This is a genomic window from Roseovarius sp. PS-C2, assembly GCF_018862045.1.
In the GTDB taxonomy this organism is placed as follows: Bacteria; Pseudomonadota; Alphaproteobacteria; order Rhodobacterales; family Rhodobacteraceae; genus Roseovarius.
In genome coordinates, this window is record NZ_JAHKSQ010000016.1 from 22,058 (window position 1) to 40,621 (window position 18,564).

Sequence of the window (18,564 nt, forward strand, 5' to 3'; positions counted from 1 at the left end):
TCCTTCACATCACCAAAGCGCCGCGTTCACGGTAAACTGACGGACCTGTCGCCACCGGATTCCAGCTCATCAGCATCACCGTGTTGAACAGCGCCATCAGCGGATCGATCTTGGCCGATCCGCTCTGCGCCTTGGTTACGATCACGGCGTTACCTCGGCTCTCGGTCTTCGCGTTCCCGACGCACCAGGTCATCAGCGGTTGGCCACAATGGAGCATCGATCCATTCTTCAGCTTCACCGGCGCGGTCTTGATCGCCGCGTTCAGCTTGTAGCCCTGGCTGATCGAGGCGATATCCTCGATCGAGAACCCGGCATCCACCAGCGCGTCGATGATCGAACCGACCCCTTCCGGGTCCATGCCGATCCCGTTTTGCTCCGGAAACAGACCGGCATCGCGGATCCGGCAGCACAGCTCCACGATCTCCGGGTTGGCCTCTTCCTCGATGTTGTCGACCAGCACCAGCTCACCGGCCTTTTCGAGGTCCAGCAACTCTGGCGCGATGGCCTTGCGCAGTTCCAGAACGTCCCGATCCGCCCAAGCCTTTGCCCATTGCAGCCATTGCTTGGTCTCGGCATGGCGCCCCATCACCCCAAACCCCAGAAGGTCATCGAGGCCGCCACCGTCAACACCGGCAACCACCACCTCGGACACAGCGAGGATGAGATCGAGGTCCATTTCCGGTCGTGCCGCCTTCAACCAATAGTCGGCGCCAACCCAACGACCGGAATTGAGACCGATCCCGATCTCGACATTCAGGTGCTGCGAGGCAAAGAGCGCCAGCGCTTCAGGGCCGTCCCGCTCCGCCGAGATATACTCGTCGCGCAGGTATTCGAGGCTGACCGAGCGATCGAGGTTCGGATTGACCAGACCCCATGTCGACTCGTCGCGCCACTCTTCCTCTTTCAGCATCGCCTCGGGCAGTTCGTAGAGCACCGCCAGCACCGGGCGGTCGAGCTTCCCGTCGCGCACATCCCGCGCCCTGGTCAATTCCTTGGCAAACTGGCCACTCGGACGTTCCTTCGATTGCGTCGTAATCTGCAGCATGAAGCCTTCCGGCCTCGATGACAGCCCGCCGCGCAGCTCAAGGAAGATGTCAGGGGCCTTGTGCTTGTGGCCCAGGACGTGGGTTTCATCGATCAGGATGTAAGTCGCCTTCGACCCGGTGATCACGTCACCGTCTGCCGACAGGATCTTGATCTCGGCTTCCGTTGTCTGGTGCGTGATCGTCTTCAGGTGCGTCTGCACCCGGAACAACCCGCTGAGCTGCTGATCCAGCGCGATGATGCCACGCGCCTGTTTGAACGCGATCTTGGCGATTTCCTGCGTCGGGGCGATCAGCAATAGCTCGGCCTGCGGTCGCTCATTCAGGATCGCCGCCGTCACGATGATCGCCGCCGCGATTGCCGACTTCCCGTTTTTCTTCGGGATCAGCAGGAAGAACTCGCGGATCGCGCGGCGCTTGGTCTCCGGGTCGTAGCTTCCGAAGATCGCGCGGACCAGGTCGAACACCCATTCCTCGCACACCTCGCCATATGTCGGCGTGCCGATCAGGTCCGGAACCTTCAGCCGCTTGAAAATCCGCAACGCCTTTTCGGCCACGGCGTCATAGAGCGGCAGGTCCGGAACCATCGACCGGCCGTTCAGCAGCCGATCCTGCCAATCCGGCAGCGCGGTATTCCATGCTGGATCCCGCTGGAACTCGATTGCGCCGTCCATCAGTGCGAATATCCCGGCTTCAACAGATCGTCCCAGTCATCGCTCGAATCCCCGCTCGCGATCTTTTCCGCCTGCCGGCGCTCGATCTCTTTCTTGCCGAGCTTTTCCGGACGGGGTTCCGACTGGATGTCGCGCAAGCGCGCCGCCTGAACCTTCTTGTCGTTCTTCTCGATCAGCTGATCGAGCAGACGTTGCGCGCCCACGTTCCCCTCTTTCGCCTGCTCGATGGTTTGCTCGATCCGCCAAGCGTCCAGCCGGTCGCGCTGGATGGCTCGACGCTTAAGCTCTGAAAAATAATACCTTTTCAGCGTCGGAACCGAACAGTGTATCGCGTTGGCGATCCGCTCATTGTTCCAACCAAGAGCCAGTAACGTCATGACTTTATTGCGTAATTTCTGCGTCGGCTGATGCGCAGGCCGACCCCTCTTTCCATTGGGCAGCCGAACGGGATCGCCGAACAGGTCGAATTCATCGTCAGCCAAGAAAAAATCTCCGAATGATGGGGGGGCGGGTCTAGGCGTTTGGGCTTTCCAGACTTTTGACCCGCCCCCCCCCTTCAGTGGGTGCCGCCCTTTTCGATGCTTTGCTTGTGCCGGTCGTGCCATGCCTTGCTGACCAGCTGCAGGTTCGAGTGATCGAAGAACCTGTCGATCTCGCCGCGCACCCAGAGGTCACGGGCCGGTATGATGTGGTCGACCACCGGGCTGTTGGGTGCGGGATACTTCCCGACCAACAGCTCTCCGGTCTGCTGGCACGTCATCTGATCGCGCTTGCGGATCGCCTTCACTGTCCGTTGCCAGCGCGCCGTCTTGTAGTTCTTGCGCCACGGCTCATCCCGGTCCCGCACCGCATCCCGTTGTGCCGGTTGCGATCGAGGCAGGCGTGACTTCGCAGCGCCCAGCCTGGACGGAAGGCCACGGCCTGCCAGCTTACCCATGATGATCTCCGAATGATCAGCCCAGATACGACAAAGGCCCAGCGGTGTGCCGGGCCATGTCATCTCATAGCTTACGCAGTTGCACTTGCGGTGGTCCTATTGGAAAGCCGCAAGGCTGGTTCAGGCGTTCTGTCCGGTGCATTTCCGAATTACTAACCGAATTGCGACGCAACGTGCCACAGCTGCCCGCTATCCGTCAAGAGCCCAGCTTCCGAACACGATCGACAGGAACGCTCACCTCTCGCTCACCCAGCAGCGGCACCACGAACCAGGCGAGCCCTGCATCGATGCGCGATACGTCGACAGACCAGCCTGCCAATGGCCCGTCCGTGACCTCGACCCTATCGCCCTTTCGGATGATCGCCCGCTCTTTGGCCTTCCGGCGCAGCGCCTCGATCCGGCCCGGAACGCGCTTCATATCCATGATCTTGGATTCCGGAACGTCCAGAGGTTCCCCGCCGAGCGTGATCACCTTGGTCAGCTTCCCTCGGGATGCTTCGAACAGGTGATGCCAGACCGGCCTGCGCTCGAACAGGGCGAACACATAGCCGGGCGCGACGGGGCGATCATACTTGACCTTGCGGCGCGGCCCGCTCGGCAACCGCCGCCAGCATTCCTCTGTCGGACAGAAGGCACCCTCTACGCCTTTGACCCTCAGCCATGCGATTGCGGCCAGTTCCTTCTGAGGTGCACAGCGCAGGATGTTCCACACCGGACGATCCAGAGGCTCGGCAAACATCGCCCTTTTGCTACCCTGCACCACATCCCCGATCCGAAGATCACCAAACCTGACACCATCTTTCTCGATGATCTGACCCTGTTTCATGCTGTCACCTCTGTATTTTGTTTACCCGATAGGAAGAAACACAAACTGTTGATTTCGAAGGAATGGGATGTCGGCTTGAACGGCCCGAGAGTGAGAATGTCGGCTTGAAACGCTCGAAAAGCGTCAAGAGACAACCCATTGTAAAGAAACGCAGAATGGGGCGGATCACGGCCCGAACGGCCTGAGCGGCCCGAGATGCCAACTAACGCGTAAGAGTAACATTTAACCCCAGACCCCGGAGTTACGCGCGCGCACGTATTACTTGGCATTTCAAGCCGCTCGGGCCGATCAAGCCGAAATCGCCTCACAAGCCTTTGATTTCGCACATATTCCCCCCGACCCCGTATTCGGGCACTCGGGCCGACACAGCGTTTTTCGAGCCGCTCAAGCGGCCTGAAAGTCCGAAGGAAGCTGAGGGGGTGCGGGGTGCGGGCGGCTGGCGCGGGATATGCCGCCCGCCGGGTCACGTGATTATATCCTCATCGCCGCCGGTTCGGCGGCTTTCGGAATAGGCCATCGGGTGGCCCTGCTTGTTGCGTGGAGCCTCATCGAACTCCGTCTTGAACAGGTCCTGGAACCTGATCCCGCGATAGCCGGTGACCTTCTGCTTGGCGGCCGTGTAGGCCAGCCCGGTCGCCGGATCCTTGTATCGGCCCGCCTGGGCCTTGAGCTTGAGCGACACGGTGCGTGCGCCCCACATGCCCTCGCCCTTGAGGTCGAGCCAGAGGTTGAACCCGTCCATCAGGTCTCGGGCGGTCATGAAGTCGGCCGGATCGCCGCTGACGATGCAACACTCGCGCAGGTAACTGCCGATAGGGTCGCTGTCGGTGCGATAGTCCTTTGTGGCCGCCAGAACCGCTTCAGGTTCCTGCAGACCGCCTTCCAGGTATTCCGTCAGGCCCTGCACCATCCAGTTCAGGATGCCGGAGCGTTCCGCGAAGAGCTTGTCGATCAGGTGTTCGTCGCGCTCATTCTCGGGGATCTGCTGATCGAAGGGCACCAGCAGGATGCGGCGCCAGATACCATCATCCGTGCCCCTGATATCGGGCTTGTGGTTGCCGCTGATCGTCAGCTTGAAGAATGGGTGCGCCTCGATGAAGTCGCCATGCAGCTTGCGCACCAGAAGCGGCTCACCGCCGGTCAGCTCCTTGATCAGGCCTTCCTGCAGGCGCTCACCCTCATCCGGCTCCGAGCTGCGCACCATGCGCGCCCCGATCAGCGGGAAGATGTCAGGCGTGGCATCGCCACCGCCCCTGCGGTTGCGCCCGGTGAAGGACTCGATCTTGGCCGCGTGGGAATAGTCTCCCATGATCCGGGCCATCAGGTCGACCAGGACGGATTTACCATTCGCCCCGGATCCGTAGAAGAATGCGAATTTCTGCACCGGCATGGCCGTCATCGACAGGCCGAACCAGCGCTGCAGGAAGGCCCTCATGGCCGGGTCAGGCTGCACCCGGCGCAGGAAGGCCTCGAACAAGGGGGCCTCGGCGTTCGGGTCATACTCGACCGGCATCATCTTGGTGATGTATTGCGGCGCGTTGCGGCCCGGAATGGTGACCTCGCGCGCATGTGGCACCAGCTCCATTTCGGCCTGCTTCGAAAACCCGGCATCGCCACCGCCCTCGACGGAGAAGCGCATCAGGCCGGATTCAGTGTTCACCGTTAGCGGATCGGCGTCCATATCATCGACATCCCGGCCGAGCTGCACGGTTGCCTCGACCAGCATGTTCTTGATCGCGCCGCTGTTGCCGCTCGACTTGGCCCACGAGATATGGCGCGCACGGGTCGATCCGCGCCCCCAGAGCTTGCCCACCAGCCCATCCAGCTCGGCGCGCATCTCCCTTTGCTTCTCGATATGCTCTTCCGGGCTCATACCGTCAGGGCAATCTTTCATCCGGCGCAGTTCGGCGCGCAGGTGATCGTGGCGGTCCTGGTTCCGCTGTTCCGACTCCGTCAGGCGAAGAAACGGGATCTCGGCCTCGATCATGTCCTGCAGCTTCTGCGCCAGAGCGCGCACGCGCAGTTCATCATCGTCAGCGCCCCAGCGTCGTTCATCCCAACAGTGCCAACCGATTCTCGGAAAGAAATGCGCCTGATCACCGAAGTAGAGCGCAAACCGCCGCCCGTTTCCGGTATCGTTCAGCGGCAATGCGGCCCCGGAGCTGTAATCCGGCCCATCGTCATCGCCATGTGGTGGCGGGCCATCGTCCATGCCGCCCATGCCCTGATCGGGGTGCGGGGTGGCCTCGGGCACGCTCAGATCGGGATCCGGCGCCACGTCTTCGGCCTGCGCGAAGCGTTCTCGAATATCGTCCGTGTGATCCGTCACGATCCGCCCTCCAGTTCCGGCCGGCGGCGGCGATGGGCATAGGTCAGGAATTCCGGGCGGTCATTCTCTGGCAGGCCGCACCAATCAAGAAACACGCGCTCGATATGGCTCTGGCGGGTGTCGGCAATCTCGCGCAGGCGCGTGTTCAACACGGCCGCGGCCTCACTGAAGGCATAGGCCTCGACCAGCTGAAGCACGACATGCTGCACCTCGCGATCCCGCGGGCAGGCCTCTGGCAGGGATACGTGGTTCATGCGGCGGCGCGTTCCTTCTGCCACTGTTTCAGGAGTGCGCGGATCGAGTCCGCAAGCAACTTGGTGAATGGCGACTCGCGAAACTCCGGCAACTGGCGCAGCTTGTGAACGCGCTCCTGAATGCCCCACAGGTCGTTATCGTCCAGAAATCTGGTCACGATCTCGGCTCGGGTGATGCCAAGCTCGGTCACCGCCCCGATCAATGGGTGCAACGTGCTAACGGCATAGAAATGCGCTTCTGCCCCATTCGCGGATCCGCGCAGCCCCTCAAGTGCCGCGATCAGATGCGCGCCATGGCCCGCCTCGATCACGCTTCGAACCAGGCCGATGCAATAGACCTCACCGGGCCGTTTGGCCTTGTGCGTCTTGTTGTAGGTCATCATCTTGCAGCCCGCGCGCGTAACAGCCGCCTCGCACTGCACCGCCCAAGGTTCCAGCGCGGTCAGTGCCGCGCGGTAAATCTGCAGGGCCGTCAGGGCCGTGATCGTGCCATTGACCCACGAGAACGCAGCCGCCTGTTCCTGTTCGGTCAGGTCGACCACCAGGGCAGGCACTTCGGACAGGCCGCACAGGGCGGCGGCATGGGCACGGTGCTGACCGTCGATGATGGCGAAGGTTTCCGCACCCGTGGCCGAAACCAGCAGCGGTGAGAACCGCCCCCAGTCGAAATTGTCGGCGATCTTGCGGATCGACTGCCAGCCACGTTTCTCGATCGGGCGCTGATAGGCCTCGTTGATGATCAGGGCCTCAATCGGCACCCACGAAAGCTCAGGGCGTTCAGAGTTGAAGAACACCTTGTTTCGCCGCTCTTCACCGCTCACATCAATCCTGCGATAGCTCATCTTCTGCCCCCTTCCCCATCAACACATCGTTCAGGTCCTGGCCCGCGCCCGCGTGGACGATCTGCGCCCGCAGCTCGGGAAAATGCGCCATCGCCCGGCGCAAGCCGCTCAGCATCTTGGCGCGGGTCGCTTTCGGATCGCTGTCGCCGTCCTGAACGAAGATCATGCGCTTCAAACCCGGCGGCGGAACGAAGGCATCGGAATCGCTCATGTCCGGCCTGCCGGAATGCCGCGTGCCCTGAACCCGCTCCATGCGCCCGGCCATGTTGCCCAGATCAACACCGGCCCAGAACGCCACGCCATCTGCGCCCGTCGCGACTTCAGCAGAAAGCGTGGTCTCGATCCCCTCGGCCACCACCAGCGTGTGAAACTGGCCCAGATCGCCAGACAGGCGGATCGCGCCGCCCTTCTTGGATCCGCGCACCATCTTTGCGGGCAGCGTTTCCTCCCCGACCACGATCTTGGCCTTGCCATGGGGCGGGTTCGGATCGATCCACGTCTGGTGAACGGCAGCAATCTCGCCCCGAGGCGACAGAACACCGGCGATCATGGCCGGGCCTCGATGGCGCACAGCCGTCTCGCCATCCATCTTTTTCAGGTATCCGTGGCTCGGAATGAACCGCAGCGCCAGCGGCATGACCGGCATCAGCTCTGGCGTGATCCCCCGCGCCGCCAGGTAGTCGCGCACAAGCGTTCCCTCGGCAGGCTGTGCAGCGGCCCAGATCCGGCGCGCGTCACGGATCGCCTGTTCACGATACCGCGCGGCTTCACGCTGGCGCTTTTCTTCGGCTTTTGCAGCGCGGCGGCGGCGCTCTTCCATCTGCTTCGCGTCCATCTGGGCCGGGCGCTCACCGCAGATCCATGACAGGGCATCGAGGAAGCCGAGGCCCAGAACTTCCTGAACCAACTTAACAACGTCACCCCCGCGCATATCGCACTGGCGGCACAGGAAGGCCCCCGTGCGCGTGTTGATGTTGAATCGATCCCGGCCACCGCAATGCGGGCACGGCCCGGACAGCTCCTGCCCGGCACGACGCAGCCCGACAATGCCGAGCCTGTCGACCATTTCCTGAGCCGGGATCAGCTTGGCCTCTGCCAGTCGGGGATCCTCGCGCACGGTCATGCCTCTATCCGCTCCCTTTCGGGCTGCTCTGCGATACGTTGGAGGATAGTCAGGCCGCGAGGTTTGCGGATGCGGTAGCGGAGAATTTTCCCCCAATGCCGCCATGAAAGGGCCTTTTCATTCACGCGGAATTCGTAGCGCCTCGTGCCTGATGGAAACTTGTATCCCACGCAGCATTCGATGCAGACATATTCCCCGACAGGGACCGGACACCCACGCCCGACATGCTCAATCCAAGGCCCCCATTCATCCTGCGTCATGCCGCGACCTCCCGCTTGCACTCGCGCCAGATTTCGATGCGATGCCCTGCCGTCAGGGCGTAGTAAACCTTAACTTCGCGCTGCAACCGCGCGAGGGCGTTGGCGATTTCGGTGGCACCGCTGGCAGCGACAAGCCACTCGGCCGAGGCCTTGACCGGCACCATGCGCTCCGGGCAGCCCTCACAGTCAGGAAGCAGATCGCGCAATTCCTGCCGCCACATCTGCAGATCACGGCCGGAAGGCATGGCCATCGCCACATGCGCACTGATCGCGACCAGCGCCTGGCTGGCAAGGCGGGTCCGTTTATCCATGACCGCAATCCCTCCGGCCTTGCCAGTCGAACTCGGGCTCAACCGTCGTCATATCGAAGCCCGGATCGTCTGACATGAACGTCTCCATCGACCAGCAGCCCATGAACCGATCCAGCTGATCGGCATGAAACGCCGGATCCGCGTCGACCCCGTCGATGAACTGCGCCACCGCCTCGCGTGCCGGCATATGCCCCTCGGGCAAGGCCACGGCGACACAGGCGAGCTTAAGCTTCATGCTCATGGTCAGGCGGCCAAGCCGGGCGTTGCGGGTCGCAAGATAGGTCTCGGTCGAGAATGCGGTCAGCGGGCATCGGCTCATGGCTTGGCCCCCGCGATCTCACCGCCGAGCGCGCCATAGCCACTCATATCGATCCAGTTGTCACCGTGTTGCGGGTTGCCCTTGATGCGCGCGATCTTGAACAGCGCCTGCAGAACAGCCACGTCATGCGCGCTCAGCTCGATGTCGAGATAGGCAGACCACAGCGCCGCCACCCGCTCGAAATTCTTTTCCGCCGAGCCGTGGACCGTGTCACGATCACCGGTGGTCATCTGGGCCGCGCGTTCAAGGATTTCGAGGCGGTTCAGCATGGCGCCACCTCATCGATCCGATCCGCCAGAGCGCGCAGTTGCGCGGCCATGTCCGGCGTCACGAAACCGGTGAACAGCGGGCGGCGATCCTTGGCGGTCTCGGCCTCGCCAGCAATAAGCGCGAAGGTCACGCCGTTCTCAGGATGGTTCGCGACCTCGAACGTGACGTGGGCCACCTCGAAAGCCTCGCGGGTGTAGGTCGTGGGATTCGGGTGGCGGCGGCGGGTCTTGACGGAATGCGCGCTCATGATGCCCACCATTTCGGCTTCATGCCACCGTCCCGGTTGGCCTTCTTGCGGCACTTGCAGCCGTGCTTGTCGGCGTCCTTGTTGACGCGGTTCACGGCCCCGATGATGCTGGACTTCGAGCCTCCCATGCACTCACCGATGGCGGCGCATGTCATGCCTTCCACGTCCTTCATGTGCAGGATGTTCAAAAGGCGAATATCGTCTTGTCTGGTGGGGGTCATTGGTGGCCTCCAATCGCCGCTTGACTCAGACGGGCCACACCTTGGCCTGGGTTGCGTAACCAGCCTTGGGGAGGGGACAGGCGATCCAAAGGCAGCCCGCCTGAGCAAAACGGCAAAAAGGCCCGGCGGGCCGCGATGGCACCGCCGGGACAAGGTGTTGAGGCGGATCGGTCGGCAGTGACCGTCCTACGAACAGGCGCGCGATAACCGCCACGCGCCAAGCGGATCAGGTTGGATGCAGCCGAGGGCCGCGCCGGGATATGAGCGCCGAACACCGTCATGCCTTGCGCTCGAACTTGTAGCCCTGGCCCTTGCTGTAGGTGCTGATCGTCCAGCCCACACGCATTAGGCGTTCGCGCATTTCGCTGACATAGCGCGCTGCATATTGTTCTTTGACACCGAGCAGCGCGCCCAGATCAGACGGGGAACACCCCGGACGGGACAGGATCGCATCGGCCAGCTGGACATGCTGCGGACGCTTCAAGACAGCCTTGGCGGCATCTAGGCCGGTGTCATAACCCGGCACCGGCTTCATATCCGCCTTGTCGACCGACTGCTTCTTCGGCGCTTTGGACTTCACGGATTCCGAGCGCAGCCGGTGCCAGCGGGTGATCAGTGCGGACTCGGCGATCTGCATCTTGTCCGACAGGGCCGCGATCTTGGCGTATTTGCCCTTGGTGTCGCGCAGCTTGTTGTCATCCGCTGCGGTCCAATCCTCTGGCAGGACGCGCAGCTTGGCGCGGCGCACGGTGGGCGAGACACGTTGCAGCATCAGTTCAGCCCCTTCTGATCGGAGGCGCGCAGCGCCAGCATGTCGCAATGGTCCAGATCGTCGATGGCCCGCTTTGCGGTTTCCACGATGTCGACCAGCTCGGCGCGGGCATCGGCACGCGATCCGCCATCATGCAGGGCCATCAGTGCCTCGACCCCCTCGCCGTTTTCGTGCACCAGGGCACGGGCGTGCTGGAGCGCGGTCAGCGGGTCACGCTGAGGCTTACCTGCCTTACGCCCCTCGGCCATGGCATCCGTCACGCGGGTGCTTCCGGCGATCGACTGCAACGCGATCACGTCATTCACTGTCCACTGGCGGGATCCGTTCATCTTGCGCGACAGATCGGCGGTGTCGTAATCGTCACCGGCATTGCCTGTCGGGTGCCAGAAATCGGCCATTTCCTTGGCCGCGCTTTGCTGGGACGGGAAATACCGGGCCACCAGACCGCGCATCAGCGCATGGATGTTCGCACGCGGATCAGCCATTCAGCAGGCCCCCTTGCTTGACGCGCGGGGAAGCCGCACAGATCATGTCGGTGGCGGACGCTAACAGATCGCCCGCCACCATCCACACGCGACCCACGGAAAGGAAACCGCGCATGACCGAAAAATCCGCAACTGTAGGGCCTGACGGGTTTCTGTATCGACAGCCGAACCAACCCGTGAGCACGCTGATCAACAGCGCCAAGGCCTGCCTTATGAGTTTTCCCGACGCCGATCTCATTGTTCTTCGCCTTTACGAAGCAGGCGGCGAAGCCACGACGATAGGCGCCGAAATCCCGCCTGAAGAGCAGCACCAATTCCGAATGACCCCGAGCGCGGCACGCCGCCTCGCAAAAATGCTGCTTGATGGGGCTGACGAAATTGAAGGGCGCGGGCATCCTGTGCAGTGATCACATCTTCAAAGCCGATCACCCGGCCTATCGACGCGGGCACACCTTCCGTCAGTTCCTTGATCCTCGCCTCTGCGATGCGCTCGGCCTCATCCGGTTCGGTCATGTGCACGGTTCCCGCGATGATCACTCCGGGAATGTCAGGGCTGGTATCGGCCCGATGGCGCTCTTGAACCTTGGCCGCCTTCGCGACCTTCTGGCCGAGCCTGCTCAGGGCCTGCAATACCTTGTCTGCGGTCAGATCAGCCATGGTGGGCAACTCCATTGCTTTGCGGATATGCGCGCGTGCTGGCAGCGTAACGATATGGGACAGCACTCGACATCAGGCGGCATCCTCCGAGGCTTCGGATGCCCTCTTGAACGCAAACAGGTTCCGGTCGCATGGAATGCCACGCCTCGCGCATTCGGCCTCGATCACGTCGAACCAGCCGGGCGGAAACTTTCCGTTCGCCACGGCATTGCTGATCGCCGCTTTCGAAACATCGAGAGCGCGCTCAATTTCCTTGCGGCCAATTGCCGTGCAAATGTCGGATACGGTCATCATGCCGGCACGTTAGTACATATATTATGTACCCGCAATACTCAGAATCTATGTCCGTTCACATTTTCTGTACCCATGCAGATAATTCAGACATGACTTACGAGGACAAAACCAAGCTGGCGCGGACGGGAGATACGTCCAAAGAGGCTGCAGGCATCCGGCTTACCGCAGCGCGCAAATCTATTGGCCTCAGCCAGGCCGATCTCGGCAAGGCCGTGAAGGTCACCAAAGCGGCCATCAATAATGCTGAAAGCGCAATGTCATACCCAAGCCGCAACCTGATGATTTACCTCTACAGACAGCACCGGATTGATCTAAATTTCATGGTTTGTGGCGATTATGCTCAGCTTCCTGGAGACATACAGGATCGACTTTTCGAGAAACTTTCCGAGATAGAAAATACATCGGATCAAATGCCAGATTGAGGTCGATCCCTACGCGACGCAACAATCCTCCGATAGCAAACATAATCTTAGATGACATGGGGTGGTCTCAAATGTTCCGGGTGTGTTCCCCAAGCGTAAGCGCCGGGAACGCAGCGCGTCAATGTTGATAAGCGATGCGATCTGGGGATATCCCGATAAGGCCTTGAAGGACCGGCAAACAATACTGAAAATCCTCATACGAATGACATCAGGCACCACTTTTCGCGATACACATTGTACCAACCGGCACCGATCAGAAGGCGGGATCGAATCTTTGGCGGTAAATATTTAATGTACATTTATTGTTGACGGTACACTTATTATGTACGATTGTCGCCCCCATCGCACCCGATGGAGGCACCGATGCACGAATACCTCGCAGAACAATACGAACGGCAGATGCGCCCGCCGCCCCGGCCCCTGGTGCATTGGCTCCTGCTGGCGGTGATCGTCGCCGGTGTCGTGGCCATGACCGCCACGCTCACCGCCCATGTCGCCCACCGTGTCGCGCTGGAAACGGCCAACCCCGGCCACTGCTTTTCGACGGGGTGCTGAGACATGACCCGCCACTCACTCACCGAACACGCCGGGACTGTGAAACCTGACCCCGGCGCACTGACCGGGGGCGATCTGCTCGACGCCCCCGGTATTTTCCAACGCTTCCTGAGCTGGTTCGACAGCTGGCTGACCAACGGGCGCAAGACCCCGCTGGCGTTTTGGCTGGTCCTGTTCGCCCTGCCCGGCCTGCTGGTCTGGGTGAAGCTGATCGCGGGATTGGTGAAATGAGCGGAACCCCAGACATGTTCGACGGCGCTGTCCTGTTTCGGCGCATCCGCAATTGGGTGCCGTCTGGCATCGGTATGATGAGCACCCACAGCGTCTTCTATCAGATGGGCGGTCGCCCTTCGGTTGATCCCTACGGATGGTCTCAAGCCCGGATACAAAAAGCGCTCGATCAGCTGATGGACGAAGGCTCGATCACAGCTTCGATCGATCTTTGTGGCAAGCATTTCTACGTCACCGACGCCGGAATTGAGAAATACGAGGGGGAGCTTGCGTCATGATCGACAGATTGCGCCTTCTCATCGCCAAGCTGGCCTGCCCGGATACGCACCGCGTGATCGAGGCTCTGGATCTCGTGACCGACCCACGCACCGCCGCAAACGATCTGATCAGGGGCGGCGATGCCCTCGCCCGTGGCTGGGGGTGCTCACCCGAAATTCTCTACAACGGCGCGCGGATCATCCGCGAAATGGAAAGGAGTGGCAGATGACCTCCACCATCATCATTCATGCGACTGCCGCGGTCTTGGTGTTTCTATCTCTGTGCTCTGCCGCTGTTTTTGGCCTGATGGTCGAGAAAGACGCGCGCGACCGGTTCGGCGCATGGCTCTTGATCACAACGCTTTTGGCTGTGAGCGCCTTCATCTTGCAGGTGGTGGCATGACCGACAAAGGAACCACGTCATGAACAATCCGGCCAACATCACTCACGGACCGGACCTCGGCCCGCCGGGACTGAGCGAGGCGCGCAGCCGTCTTGCCAGCCCGGCGGACCACACTGATCTGGAACTGTTCGAAGCCGCTGGCGTGGTTCTCGCCCTGAGCGATGACCAGGCGGCGCGCGCAGATGCCCGGAAATGGATCGAGGCCCTGACACGGAAGGAAAGCGCGTGACTGACACCAGATTGCATAACGATTGCGACGGCGGGCAGTGCGTGGCGTGTGCTTCGGACGCACGGTCTGACCAGTATCTGATCGTAAAGCGAAACCTATACTACAGGCCAAATGCACACGGATACACTGGCATCAAAGAGGAAGCCGGGCGTTATACCTTGGCCGAGGTTGCTGTGCATTTTCCCAATATGGACAGCCCAAACCAAGATGGCATGACATATATCCATGAGGATGACGCGCCGGACTACTCGCCCGCCTGCTGTCACGACATACGGTCCAGACACCAAGAAAAGAAAGCGCGCGAGACCAAAGAAGCCCTGAAACTGGCCCTGCCCGTGATGCGCTCAGATCTTTGCTGCATGGTGGAAACCTGCTGCCGATCCGACATCGGCCCGGTGAATGACCACACTCCACCCCAGCCGCGCTCGATGGATGAAACCATGCTCCCCTACGCCAAGGCCTGCATTGCCGCGATCAACGCCGCAAATTCGCAGGTCGAAACCCCGGCAGATGGTCAGCCCGAGTGGCTGGACCAGGTGATTGCAGGGAGGATCAAGCTTTGAGTGAACGAATGAACAAGCTACTGGCCGCTGCGAGCCAAGCATCCGCCGCCACGACGGACATGATCGAGGACGTTCGTGACGGTAAGATTTCCCCGATGGGAAACATCGGATCGGGCGACACCCTCACTATCATGGCGGACAGCCTGCGCCTGCTGATCGAGGCGAGACAGGACAGCGTCTTCCGCGAAGATTCCGACGCCGACATTGATCAGCTTCATGGCGCTCTGGTTCGTTTTCTGGAGGATCGGGCATGACACGCCCGCTGCGCGTCCTGATAGCCTGTGAGACCAGCGGCATCGCCCGGCGGGCGTTTCTGGCGCTCGGGCATGACGTGTGGTCCTGCGATCTTCTGCCGGCCGAGGATGGCAGCAACCGGCATATCGTGTGCGACGTGCGCGACGGCATCCTGACAGAAGGATGGGACTTGCTGGCAGTGATGCACCCGCCCTGCACTCGCTTGTGTCGCTCCGGGCGGCGCTGGATGAGCGGCCCAGGCAAGTGGACCCCGCCCAAGCGACTGCCCAACGGACGCACATGGGACAGCATGAAAGCCGAGTTCGAGGAAGGCGTGAGCGTATTCACCACCTGCTGGACAGCGCCGATTGAGCGCGTGGCCATCGAGAACCCTGAAATGAACGACCTCGCCCGCGACAGGATGCCAGACGGCCTGCCAACTCCGCAGATGGTTCAGCCGTTCTGGTTCGGAGAGCCGGAATACAAGAACACCGGCTGGTATCTGCAGGGCCTGCCCGAGTTGACAGAAACCAACCGCCTGCCTGAGCCCGAGCGCGGAAGCGACGAATGGAAACGCTGGAACCGCGTCCACCGCCTGCCGCCCGGCCCGGAACGGACCCGCCTGCGCAACCGCTCATTCCCCGGAATGATGCAGGCCGCAGCCGAACAATGGGGTGGATATGCCCTCGAACAGGAGACCGCGGCATGACCAATCCCAAGCGCCAATACAATTTCGACAACATCAAGAGCAGCAAGACCCGCCAGATCGTCAGGGATGCGGCCAAGGTGGCAGAAGAATTGGAGGCTGGCGGGCTGCGTCGAATGGCAGACGTAGTGGATCGCCTGATCCGTTCCCGGCTCGCGTCGAATGCAACGAACGTAACGCTCGCGGCCGATCTTAGAGCGGCGCTACAGACACGGGGAGAGAACTGATGCGCACCTGGTTCAGCGAAACGCAATCCAAACCGGTCACCATCCGTGATGTGGACTATCCCTCATACGCGGCAGCTGCGCGCGCTCTGGGGGTTACTCGATGCACCATCTCGCGGCACGTCGCGAACGGCACGTTGGACAAGGCCGGGCTTGGTCGATTCCCCGATAAGGGAGACAGCCAATGACCGACGAAATCGAATGGCCGCGCGAAATCTGGCTGGCTGCACTCGATCAGCATCACAACGGACAAGCTCACGCGGTTCTCTCGGAGCATGCGACAGTGCCAAGGTGGGAAGGCGACAAGGAACGTGACCGTGAATTTCACAAGTATGTCGACGCCGACATCTACGACAGCGCCGAGAAATACCAAGCCGAACGCCTGCGCATCGCGCTTGAGCGGGCCGAGAAGGCCGAAAACGAACTCGCACTGGTGACCGCGCAGCTGGAGGCCGCACAGGAAGCGTTTCCGGCCCAGCCGGGACTGATGCGCCAGCGGATGGCAGAGCGGGCTGGAAGCCCACAGCAGGGTGCCGAGCAGCTGGGTGATACGCGCTGCCAGGAGTGTTGTTGCGAGAACGTAAACTGGTTCGCGCCGAATGATCTGTGGAACAGCGTCATGGGCGGGGCTGATGCGACAGACGATCCTGGCGGCGTTCTGTGCCCGACATGCTTTATCCGCAGGGCTGGTGGTGATGGCGCTTGGCGCGTGATGCCAGCCGAACCCGGCCAGACCAAGCGCGAAACTGAAACCTGACATGCCAGACGGCGGCACATATCCCTTTCCTCCGTTCAGGATGAAGGCGAAGATCGCCGCCTATTACTGTGGAATGTCGTTGAATTCCTTCCTTCGCGCGGTCGACGCAGGTGAACTCCCAAAGGGGCAGAAAGCCACTGGTGGCCGGTTCTGGTTGCGCGATGACCTCGAACAGGCAATGCTGGACCGCGATACCGTGACACCGGATTTCAGCACGCCCATATGACCGCCCGTCGCAAATACCTCTATTCCGACACAGATCGCCACGGCAATCGCCGCTGGTATTTCAGCCCGCCGGGATGGAGCAAGACACGCCTGCGCACAGCCGAGGGAACCCCGGAATTCCGCAAGGAATACGACGAGTTATTCAGCAAATGGGACGCTGGACACGACAAGCCGAACAAAGGGGCCGAGCGCGTCGACAGCGGATCTGTCGAATGGCTCCTGCGCCAGTATCAGGCCAGCGCCACATTCGCTCAGCTGGCAGAGAATACCCGGACACAGCGCGCGAACTTCTACAGGCGATTCTGCCGTGTCTACGGGCCGACGCCGGTTGCTGACCTGACACCAGCTGCACTCGCCCAAGTGCGCGATGGCTTCGGTGACAGGAGGTTCGCGGCCCGCAACTTCGTCAAGGCTATGCGCAGCGCTTTCTCTTGGGCCTGCGATGAGACAGTCGGATTGGCCCGCGCCAACCCTGCGGCCAGCGTGCGCCTGCCGAGCGGCAAGACACCGGGTCACAAGGCATGGACGCTCGATCACGTCCTGAAGTTCAAGGACCACTATCCGCAGGGGCACCGCGCCCGGATCGCCCTCGCCCTGCTTCTGTTCACCGTGCAGCGGATCTCCGACATCCGCACTATGGGCATCAAGGATGTGCGTGACGGATACCTGACGGTGCGCCACCGCAAGACCGGCAACCTGGTCGAGATCCCCATTCTCGGAATCCTGCGCGACGAGCTGGGCGACCGATACAAGGAAATGATCTGGTGGCAGTCCGAGCGCGGAGCGCCATACTCCGAGAAATCGGCATCGATGCGCTTCTCTGCTTTCGTGCGCGACGTGCCGGAACTGCCAGACGGCCTCACGGCGCACGGCCTGCGTAAATGCGTTCCCACCCTGCTGGCCGAGCTCGGCACGTCCGAGGATGTGATCATGTCCGTTCTTGGCGATGAAAGCGCAGACGAGGCTCGAGTCTACATCCAGACCGCCAAGCGCAAGCAACTCGCCACCGGCGGCCTGCGCGCGGCCGAGGCCGAGATCGCCAAGGTGTGGCGCGGTTGATCTAAGAGACTTTCATGGCGATCATCCACTTGCGCGAAAAAATGCTATCGTGTCTTAGTTTTAGGACATTTCGCCATTCGTCATCAAAGCACGGCACACCTATGAAAAAACCATCTCCTCCCCGCATCGTAGCACCATTTGATGAATATCCGAGGCAAGCAATGCTGGTAGCTCAGATGCTCGCCGGTTACGGCGAAATAGAATGGGAACTGTGCGATTGCCTGCGAGTCGCAATGTCCGAAAAGACCCGCAAATCAATTATGACAATGTTCTATGGGCTGAAAAATGAAGGGACCAGGATTGATTTGGCGGATGCTATCCTTCGACCTGAATTTGAAGCAATCGAGTTGGAGGCGCAGTATGGTGAAGCCCTTGGCGCTATTAGGTGGTGCAAGAGCGTCAGAAACCAATATGCGCACTGCAATTGGGGAACACATCCAGAAGGATTAACTTTCAGGAACATGGAAGAACAATCTCGTAAATTGTTCAAGGGGCCATCAAATCATCGCTTCCTTACCGAGGAGCTTCTAGAATTACAGGAGCAATATTTCCGTTATACGCGGGCATGTTTTGTGTATCTTCAGCATGCCCTTTATCCTCACAAGGGCTACGGCTGCCTTCCAACAACAATGCCGCCCAAAATGCATCAGCCGCTGAAGCGCATTCATCCATAAGAATCTGGCCGCGCTCTTGGAATATGCCAGCCTGAACAGTTCGACTGAAAGGTGGGAAAGTTTCCCGTTATGTTCTATGGGATTTGATAGGTTTTGGCCCTCCCCACTTTGACTTAACCCATTGAAATTGCACTGTCATAACGGACCCTCCGGGCCTACCA

The 18,564-nt window shown here is 61.0% G+C and carries 34 protein-coding genes; 16 read left to right on the forward strand and 18 right to left on the reverse strand.

Annotation, left to right across the window (positions count from 1 at the left end):
- Positions 1–4: 4 nt before the first annotated feature.
- The 18 genes from KPG71_RS18785 to KPG71_RS18870 all read right to left on the reverse strand — a co-directional run bounded on the left by KPG71_RS18785 (position 5) and on the right by KPG71_RS18870 (position 11,864).
- On the reverse strand, positions 5–1,717 hold the full coding sequence (locus tag KPG71_RS18785; protein WP_216340145.1) for a terminase large subunit: 1,713 nt from the start codon (positions 1,715–1,717) through the stop codon (positions 5–7).
- Entirely contained in the window at positions 1,717–2,199 is a 483-nt protein-coding gene (locus tag KPG71_RS18790; protein WP_216340147.1) for a resolvase, read from the reverse strand. Before KPG71_RS18790 ends, KPG71_RS18785 begins: the two co-directional genes overlap by 1 nt.
- Positions 2,200–2,273: 74 nt before the next feature.
- Positions 2,274–2,654, reverse strand: a complete 381-nt coding sequence (locus tag KPG71_RS18795; protein WP_216340151.1) for an HNH endonuclease — start codon at positions 2,652–2,654, stop codon at positions 2,274–2,276.
- Positions 2,655–2,850: 196 nt separating this feature from the next.
- Complete coding sequence (locus KPG71_RS18800) at positions 2,851–3,480, reverse strand: transcription termination/antitermination protein NusG (protein ID WP_216340154.1); 630 nt, start codon at positions 3,478–3,480, stop codon at positions 2,851–2,853.
- A 463-nt stretch (positions 3,481–3,943) separates the two neighbouring features.
- The gene (locus tag KPG71_RS18805) at positions 3,944–5,809 is read right to left on the reverse strand and encodes a DNA primase family protein (protein WP_216340156.1); all 1,866 of its coding nucleotides are present in this window, start codon (positions 5,807–5,809) and stop codon (positions 3,944–3,946) included.
- Positions 5,806–6,063, reverse strand: coding sequence for a hypothetical protein (locus KPG71_RS18810; protein WP_216340158.1), 258 nt, complete (start codon positions 6,061–6,063; stop codon positions 5,806–5,808). Before KPG71_RS18810 ends, KPG71_RS18805 begins: the two co-directional genes overlap by 4 nt.
- Positions 6,060–6,905: a ParB/RepB/Spo0J family partition protein gene (locus KPG71_RS18815; RefSeq protein WP_216340160.1), complete on the reverse strand. Its 846-nt coding sequence runs from the start codon at positions 6,903–6,905 to the stop codon at positions 6,060–6,062. Before KPG71_RS18815 ends, KPG71_RS18810 begins: the two co-directional genes overlap by 4 nt.
- Complete coding sequence (locus KPG71_RS18820; RefSeq protein WP_216340163.1) at positions 6,886–8,028, reverse strand: primase-helicase zinc-binding domain-containing protein; 1,143 nt, start codon at positions 8,026–8,028, stop codon at positions 6,886–6,888. The genes KPG71_RS18815 and KPG71_RS18820 overlap by 20 nt, the downstream gene beginning before the upstream one ends.
- Before the next feature lie 256 nt (positions 8,029–8,284).
- Entirely contained in the window at positions 8,285–8,599 is a 315-nt protein-coding gene (locus tag KPG71_RS18825; RefSeq protein ID WP_216340165.1) for a hypothetical protein, read from the reverse strand.
- Positions 8,592–8,918, reverse strand: a complete 327-nt coding sequence (locus tag KPG71_RS18830) for a hypothetical protein (protein ID WP_216340167.1) — start codon at positions 8,916–8,918, stop codon at positions 8,592–8,594. The genes KPG71_RS18825 and KPG71_RS18830 overlap by 8 nt, the downstream gene beginning before the upstream one ends.
- Complete coding sequence (locus tag KPG71_RS18835) at positions 8,915–9,187, reverse strand: DUF6378 domain-containing protein (RefSeq protein ID WP_216340169.1); 273 nt, start codon at positions 9,185–9,187, stop codon at positions 8,915–8,917. Before KPG71_RS18835 ends, KPG71_RS18830 begins: the two co-directional genes overlap by 4 nt.
- Positions 9,181–9,435: a hypothetical protein gene (locus KPG71_RS18840; protein WP_216340171.1), complete on the reverse strand. Its 255-nt coding sequence runs from the start codon at positions 9,433–9,435 to the stop codon at positions 9,181–9,183. Before KPG71_RS18840 ends, KPG71_RS18835 begins: the two co-directional genes overlap by 7 nt.
- The gene (locus tag KPG71_RS18845; RefSeq protein WP_216340173.1) at positions 9,432–9,656 is read right to left on the reverse strand and encodes a hypothetical protein; all 225 of its coding nucleotides are present in this window, start codon (positions 9,654–9,656) and stop codon (positions 9,432–9,434) included. The genes KPG71_RS18840 and KPG71_RS18845 overlap by 4 nt, the downstream gene beginning before the upstream one ends.
- 277 nt (positions 9,657–9,933) lie before the next feature.
- Positions 9,934–10,428, reverse strand: coding sequence for a hypothetical protein (locus KPG71_RS18850; protein WP_216340175.1), 495 nt, complete (start codon positions 10,426–10,428; stop codon positions 9,934–9,936).
- The gene (locus tag KPG71_RS18855) at positions 10,428–10,913 is read right to left on the reverse strand and encodes a hypothetical protein (protein WP_216340177.1); all 486 of its coding nucleotides are present in this window, start codon (positions 10,911–10,913) and stop codon (positions 10,428–10,430) included. The genes KPG71_RS18850 and KPG71_RS18855 overlap by 1 nt, the downstream gene beginning before the upstream one ends.
- Complete coding sequence (locus KPG71_RS18860) at positions 10,906–11,115, reverse strand: hypothetical protein (protein WP_216340179.1); 210 nt, start codon at positions 11,113–11,115, stop codon at positions 10,906–10,908. Before KPG71_RS18860 ends, KPG71_RS18855 begins: the two co-directional genes overlap by 8 nt.
- Positions 11,116–11,147: 32 nt before the next feature.
- Positions 11,148–11,570 carry a hypothetical protein gene (locus tag KPG71_RS18865; RefSeq protein ID WP_216340181.1) on the reverse strand — a complete coding sequence of 141 codons (423 nt, stop codon included), beginning with the start codon at positions 11,568–11,570 and terminating at the stop codon, positions 11,148–11,150.
- A 72-nt stretch (positions 11,571–11,642) separates the two neighbouring features.
- Positions 11,643–11,864, reverse strand: a complete 222-nt coding sequence (locus KPG71_RS18870) for a hypothetical protein (RefSeq protein WP_216340183.1) — start codon at positions 11,862–11,864, stop codon at positions 11,643–11,645.
- A gap of 89 nt (positions 11,865–11,953) precedes the next feature.
- Here KPG71_RS18870 and KPG71_RS18875 point away from each other — a divergent pair, with 89 nt between their 5' ends.
- From KPG71_RS18875 to KPG71_RS18950, 16 genes are all read left to right on the forward strand, one after another.
- Entirely contained in the window at positions 11,954–12,286 is a 333-nt protein-coding gene (locus KPG71_RS18875; RefSeq protein ID WP_216340185.1) for a helix-turn-helix transcriptional regulator, read from the forward strand.
- A 363-nt stretch (positions 12,287–12,649) separates the two neighbouring features.
- Positions 12,650–12,841 (forward strand): hypothetical protein, encoded by a 192-nt coding sequence (locus KPG71_RS18880; RefSeq protein WP_216340187.1) that lies wholly within the window; start codon positions 12,650–12,652, stop codon positions 12,839–12,841.
- A 3-nt stretch (positions 12,842–12,844) separates the two neighbouring features.
- A complete protein-coding gene (locus KPG71_RS18885; protein WP_216340189.1) occupies positions 12,845–13,072 on the forward strand; it encodes a hypothetical protein in 228 nt (75 codons plus the stop codon).
- Positions 13,069–13,350, forward strand: coding sequence for a hypothetical protein (locus KPG71_RS18890; RefSeq protein ID WP_216340191.1), 282 nt, complete (start codon positions 13,069–13,071; stop codon positions 13,348–13,350). Before KPG71_RS18885 ends, KPG71_RS18890 begins: the two co-directional genes overlap by 4 nt.
- Complete coding sequence (locus KPG71_RS18895) at positions 13,347–13,559, forward strand: hypothetical protein (protein WP_216340193.1); 213 nt, start codon at positions 13,347–13,349, stop codon at positions 13,557–13,559. The genes KPG71_RS18890 and KPG71_RS18895 overlap by 4 nt, the downstream gene beginning before the upstream one ends.
- On the forward strand, positions 13,556–13,732 hold the full coding sequence (locus KPG71_RS18900; protein WP_216340195.1) for a hypothetical protein: 177 nt from the start codon (positions 13,556–13,558) through the stop codon (positions 13,730–13,732). The genes KPG71_RS18895 and KPG71_RS18900 overlap by 4 nt, the downstream gene beginning before the upstream one ends.
- Before the next feature lie 19 nt (positions 13,733–13,751).
- Complete coding sequence (locus tag KPG71_RS18905; RefSeq protein ID WP_216340198.1) at positions 13,752–13,961, forward strand: hypothetical protein; 210 nt, start codon at positions 13,752–13,754, stop codon at positions 13,959–13,961.
- Positions 13,958–14,524: a hypothetical protein gene (locus KPG71_RS18910; protein WP_216340200.1), complete on the forward strand. Its 567-nt coding sequence runs from the start codon at positions 13,958–13,960 to the stop codon at positions 14,522–14,524. The genes KPG71_RS18905 and KPG71_RS18910 overlap by 4 nt, the downstream gene beginning before the upstream one ends.
- Entirely contained in the window at positions 14,521–14,778 is a 258-nt protein-coding gene (locus tag KPG71_RS18915; protein ID WP_216340202.1) for a hypothetical protein, read from the forward strand. Before KPG71_RS18910 ends, KPG71_RS18915 begins: the two co-directional genes overlap by 4 nt.
- Positions 14,775–15,467, forward strand: a complete 693-nt coding sequence (locus KPG71_RS18920) for a hypothetical protein (RefSeq protein ID WP_216340203.1) — start codon at positions 14,775–14,777, stop codon at positions 15,465–15,467. The genes KPG71_RS18915 and KPG71_RS18920 overlap by 4 nt, the downstream gene beginning before the upstream one ends.
- A complete protein-coding gene (locus tag KPG71_RS18925; RefSeq protein WP_216340205.1) occupies positions 15,464–15,691 on the forward strand; it encodes a hypothetical protein in 228 nt (75 codons plus the stop codon). Before KPG71_RS18920 ends, KPG71_RS18925 begins: the two co-directional genes overlap by 4 nt.
- Complete coding sequence (locus KPG71_RS18930; RefSeq protein ID WP_216340207.1) at positions 15,691–15,876, forward strand: hypothetical protein; 186 nt, start codon at positions 15,691–15,693, stop codon at positions 15,874–15,876. Before KPG71_RS18925 ends, KPG71_RS18930 begins: the two co-directional genes overlap by 1 nt.
- A complete protein-coding gene (locus KPG71_RS18935; RefSeq protein WP_216340209.1) occupies positions 15,873–16,445 on the forward strand; it encodes a hypothetical protein in 573 nt (190 codons plus the stop codon). The genes KPG71_RS18930 and KPG71_RS18935 overlap by 4 nt, the downstream gene beginning before the upstream one ends.
- Before the next feature lie 40 nt (positions 16,446–16,485).
- The gene (locus tag KPG71_RS18940; RefSeq protein ID WP_216340211.1) at positions 16,486–16,671 is read left to right on the forward strand and encodes a hypothetical protein; all 186 of its coding nucleotides are present in this window, start codon (positions 16,486–16,488) and stop codon (positions 16,669–16,671) included.
- Positions 16,668–17,729 carry a tyrosine-type recombinase/integrase gene (locus KPG71_RS18945; protein WP_216340213.1) on the forward strand — a complete coding sequence of 354 codons (1,062 nt, stop codon included), beginning with the start codon at positions 16,668–16,670 and terminating at the stop codon, positions 17,727–17,729. Before KPG71_RS18940 ends, KPG71_RS18945 begins: the two co-directional genes overlap by 4 nt.
- A 14-nt stretch (positions 17,730–17,743) precedes the next feature.
- Entirely contained in the window at positions 17,744–18,403 is a 660-nt protein-coding gene (locus KPG71_RS18950) for a hypothetical protein (RefSeq protein WP_216340215.1), read from the forward strand.
- The last annotated feature ends 161 nt before the right edge of the window (positions 18,404–18,564 follow it).

Excerpts from the sequence above, each read along its gene's own strand:
- KPG71_RS18785 (WP_216340145.1), bottom strand. The coding sequence starts at position 1,717 with ATGGACGGCGCAATCGAGTTCCAGCGGGATCCAGCATGGAATACCGCG.
- KPG71_RS18795 (WP_216340151.1), bottom strand. The coding sequence starts at position 2,654 with ATGGGTAAGCTGGCAGGCCGTGGCCTTCCGTCCAGGCTGGGCGCTGCG.
- KPG71_RS18800 (WP_216340154.1), bottom strand. The coding sequence starts at position 3,480 with ATGAAACAGGGTCAGATCATCGAGAAAGATGGTGTCAGGTTTGGTGAT.
- KPG71_RS18810 (WP_216340158.1), bottom strand. The coding sequence starts at position 6,063 with ATGAACCACGTATCCCTGCCAGAGGCCTGCCCGCGGGATCGCGAGGTG.
- KPG71_RS18815 (WP_216340160.1), bottom strand. The coding sequence starts at position 6,905 with ATGAGCTATCGCAGGATTGATGTGAGCGGTGAAGAGCGGCGAAACAAG.
- KPG71_RS18820 (WP_216340163.1), bottom strand. The coding sequence starts at position 8,028 with ATGACCGTGCGCGAGGATCCCCGACTGGCAGAGGCCAAGCTGATCCCG.
- KPG71_RS18825 (WP_216340165.1), bottom strand. The coding sequence starts at position 8,599 with ATGGATAAACGGACCCGCCTTGCCAGCCAGGCGCTGGTCGCGATCAGT.
- KPG71_RS18830 (WP_216340167.1), bottom strand. The coding sequence starts at position 8,918 with ATGAGCCGATGCCCGCTGACCGCATTCTCGACCGAGACCTATCTTGCG.
- KPG71_RS18835 (WP_216340169.1), bottom strand. The coding sequence starts at position 9,187 with ATGCTGAACCGCCTCGAAATCCTTGAACGCGCGGCCCAGATGACCACC.
- KPG71_RS18840 (WP_216340171.1), bottom strand. The coding sequence starts at position 9,435 with ATGAGCGCGCATTCCGTCAAGACCCGCCGCCGCCACCCGAATCCCACG.
- KPG71_RS18845 (WP_216340173.1), bottom strand. The coding sequence starts at position 9,656 with ATGACCCCCACCAGACAAGACGATATTCGCCTTTTGAACATCCTGCAC.
- KPG71_RS18850 (WP_216340175.1), bottom strand. The coding sequence starts at position 10,428 with ATGCTGCAACGTGTCTCGCCCACCGTGCGCCGCGCCAAGCTGCGCGTC.
- KPG71_RS18855 (WP_216340177.1), bottom strand. The coding sequence starts at position 10,913 with ATGGCTGATCCGCGTGCGAACATCCATGCGCTGATGCGCGGTCTGGTG.
- KPG71_RS18865 (WP_216340181.1), bottom strand. The coding sequence starts at position 11,570 with ATGGCTGATCTGACCGCAGACAAGGTATTGCAGGCCCTGAGCAGGCTC.
- KPG71_RS18870 (WP_216340183.1), bottom strand. The coding sequence starts at position 11,864 with ATGATGACCGTATCCGACATTTGCACGGCAATTGGCCGCAAGGAAATT.
- KPG71_RS18875 (WP_216340185.1), top strand. The coding sequence starts at position 11,954 with ATGACTTACGAGGACAAAACCAAGCTGGCGCGGACGGGAGATACGTCC.
- KPG71_RS18880 (WP_216340187.1), top strand. The coding sequence starts at position 12,650 with ATGCACGAATACCTCGCAGAACAATACGAACGGCAGATGCGCCCGCCG.
- KPG71_RS18885 (WP_216340189.1), top strand. The coding sequence starts at position 12,845 with ATGACCCGCCACTCACTCACCGAACACGCCGGGACTGTGAAACCTGAC.
- KPG71_RS18890 (WP_216340191.1), top strand. The coding sequence starts at position 13,069 with ATGAGCGGAACCCCAGACATGTTCGACGGCGCTGTCCTGTTTCGGCGC.
- KPG71_RS18895 (WP_216340193.1), top strand. The coding sequence starts at position 13,347 with ATGATCGACAGATTGCGCCTTCTCATCGCCAAGCTGGCCTGCCCGGAT.
- KPG71_RS18900 (WP_216340195.1), top strand. The coding sequence starts at position 13,556 with ATGACCTCCACCATCATCATTCATGCGACTGCCGCGGTCTTGGTGTTT.
- KPG71_RS18905 (WP_216340198.1), top strand. The coding sequence starts at position 13,752 with ATGAACAATCCGGCCAACATCACTCACGGACCGGACCTCGGCCCGCCG.
- KPG71_RS18920 (WP_216340203.1), top strand. The coding sequence starts at position 14,775 with ATGACACGCCCGCTGCGCGTCCTGATAGCCTGTGAGACCAGCGGCATC.
- KPG71_RS18925 (WP_216340205.1), top strand. The coding sequence starts at position 15,464 with ATGACCAATCCCAAGCGCCAATACAATTTCGACAACATCAAGAGCAGC.
- KPG71_RS18930 (WP_216340207.1), top strand. The coding sequence starts at position 15,691 with ATGCGCACCTGGTTCAGCGAAACGCAATCCAAACCGGTCACCATCCGT.
- KPG71_RS18935 (WP_216340209.1), top strand. The coding sequence starts at position 15,873 with ATGACCGACGAAATCGAATGGCCGCGCGAAATCTGGCTGGCTGCACTC.
- KPG71_RS18940 (WP_216340211.1), top strand. The coding sequence starts at position 16,486 with ATGAAGGCGAAGATCGCCGCCTATTACTGTGGAATGTCGTTGAATTCC.
- KPG71_RS18945 (WP_216340213.1), top strand. The coding sequence starts at position 16,668 with ATGACCGCCCGTCGCAAATACCTCTATTCCGACACAGATCGCCACGGC.
- KPG71_RS18950 (WP_216340215.1), top strand. The coding sequence starts at position 17,744 with ATGGCGATCATCCACTTGCGCGAAAAAATGCTATCGTGTCTTAGTTTT.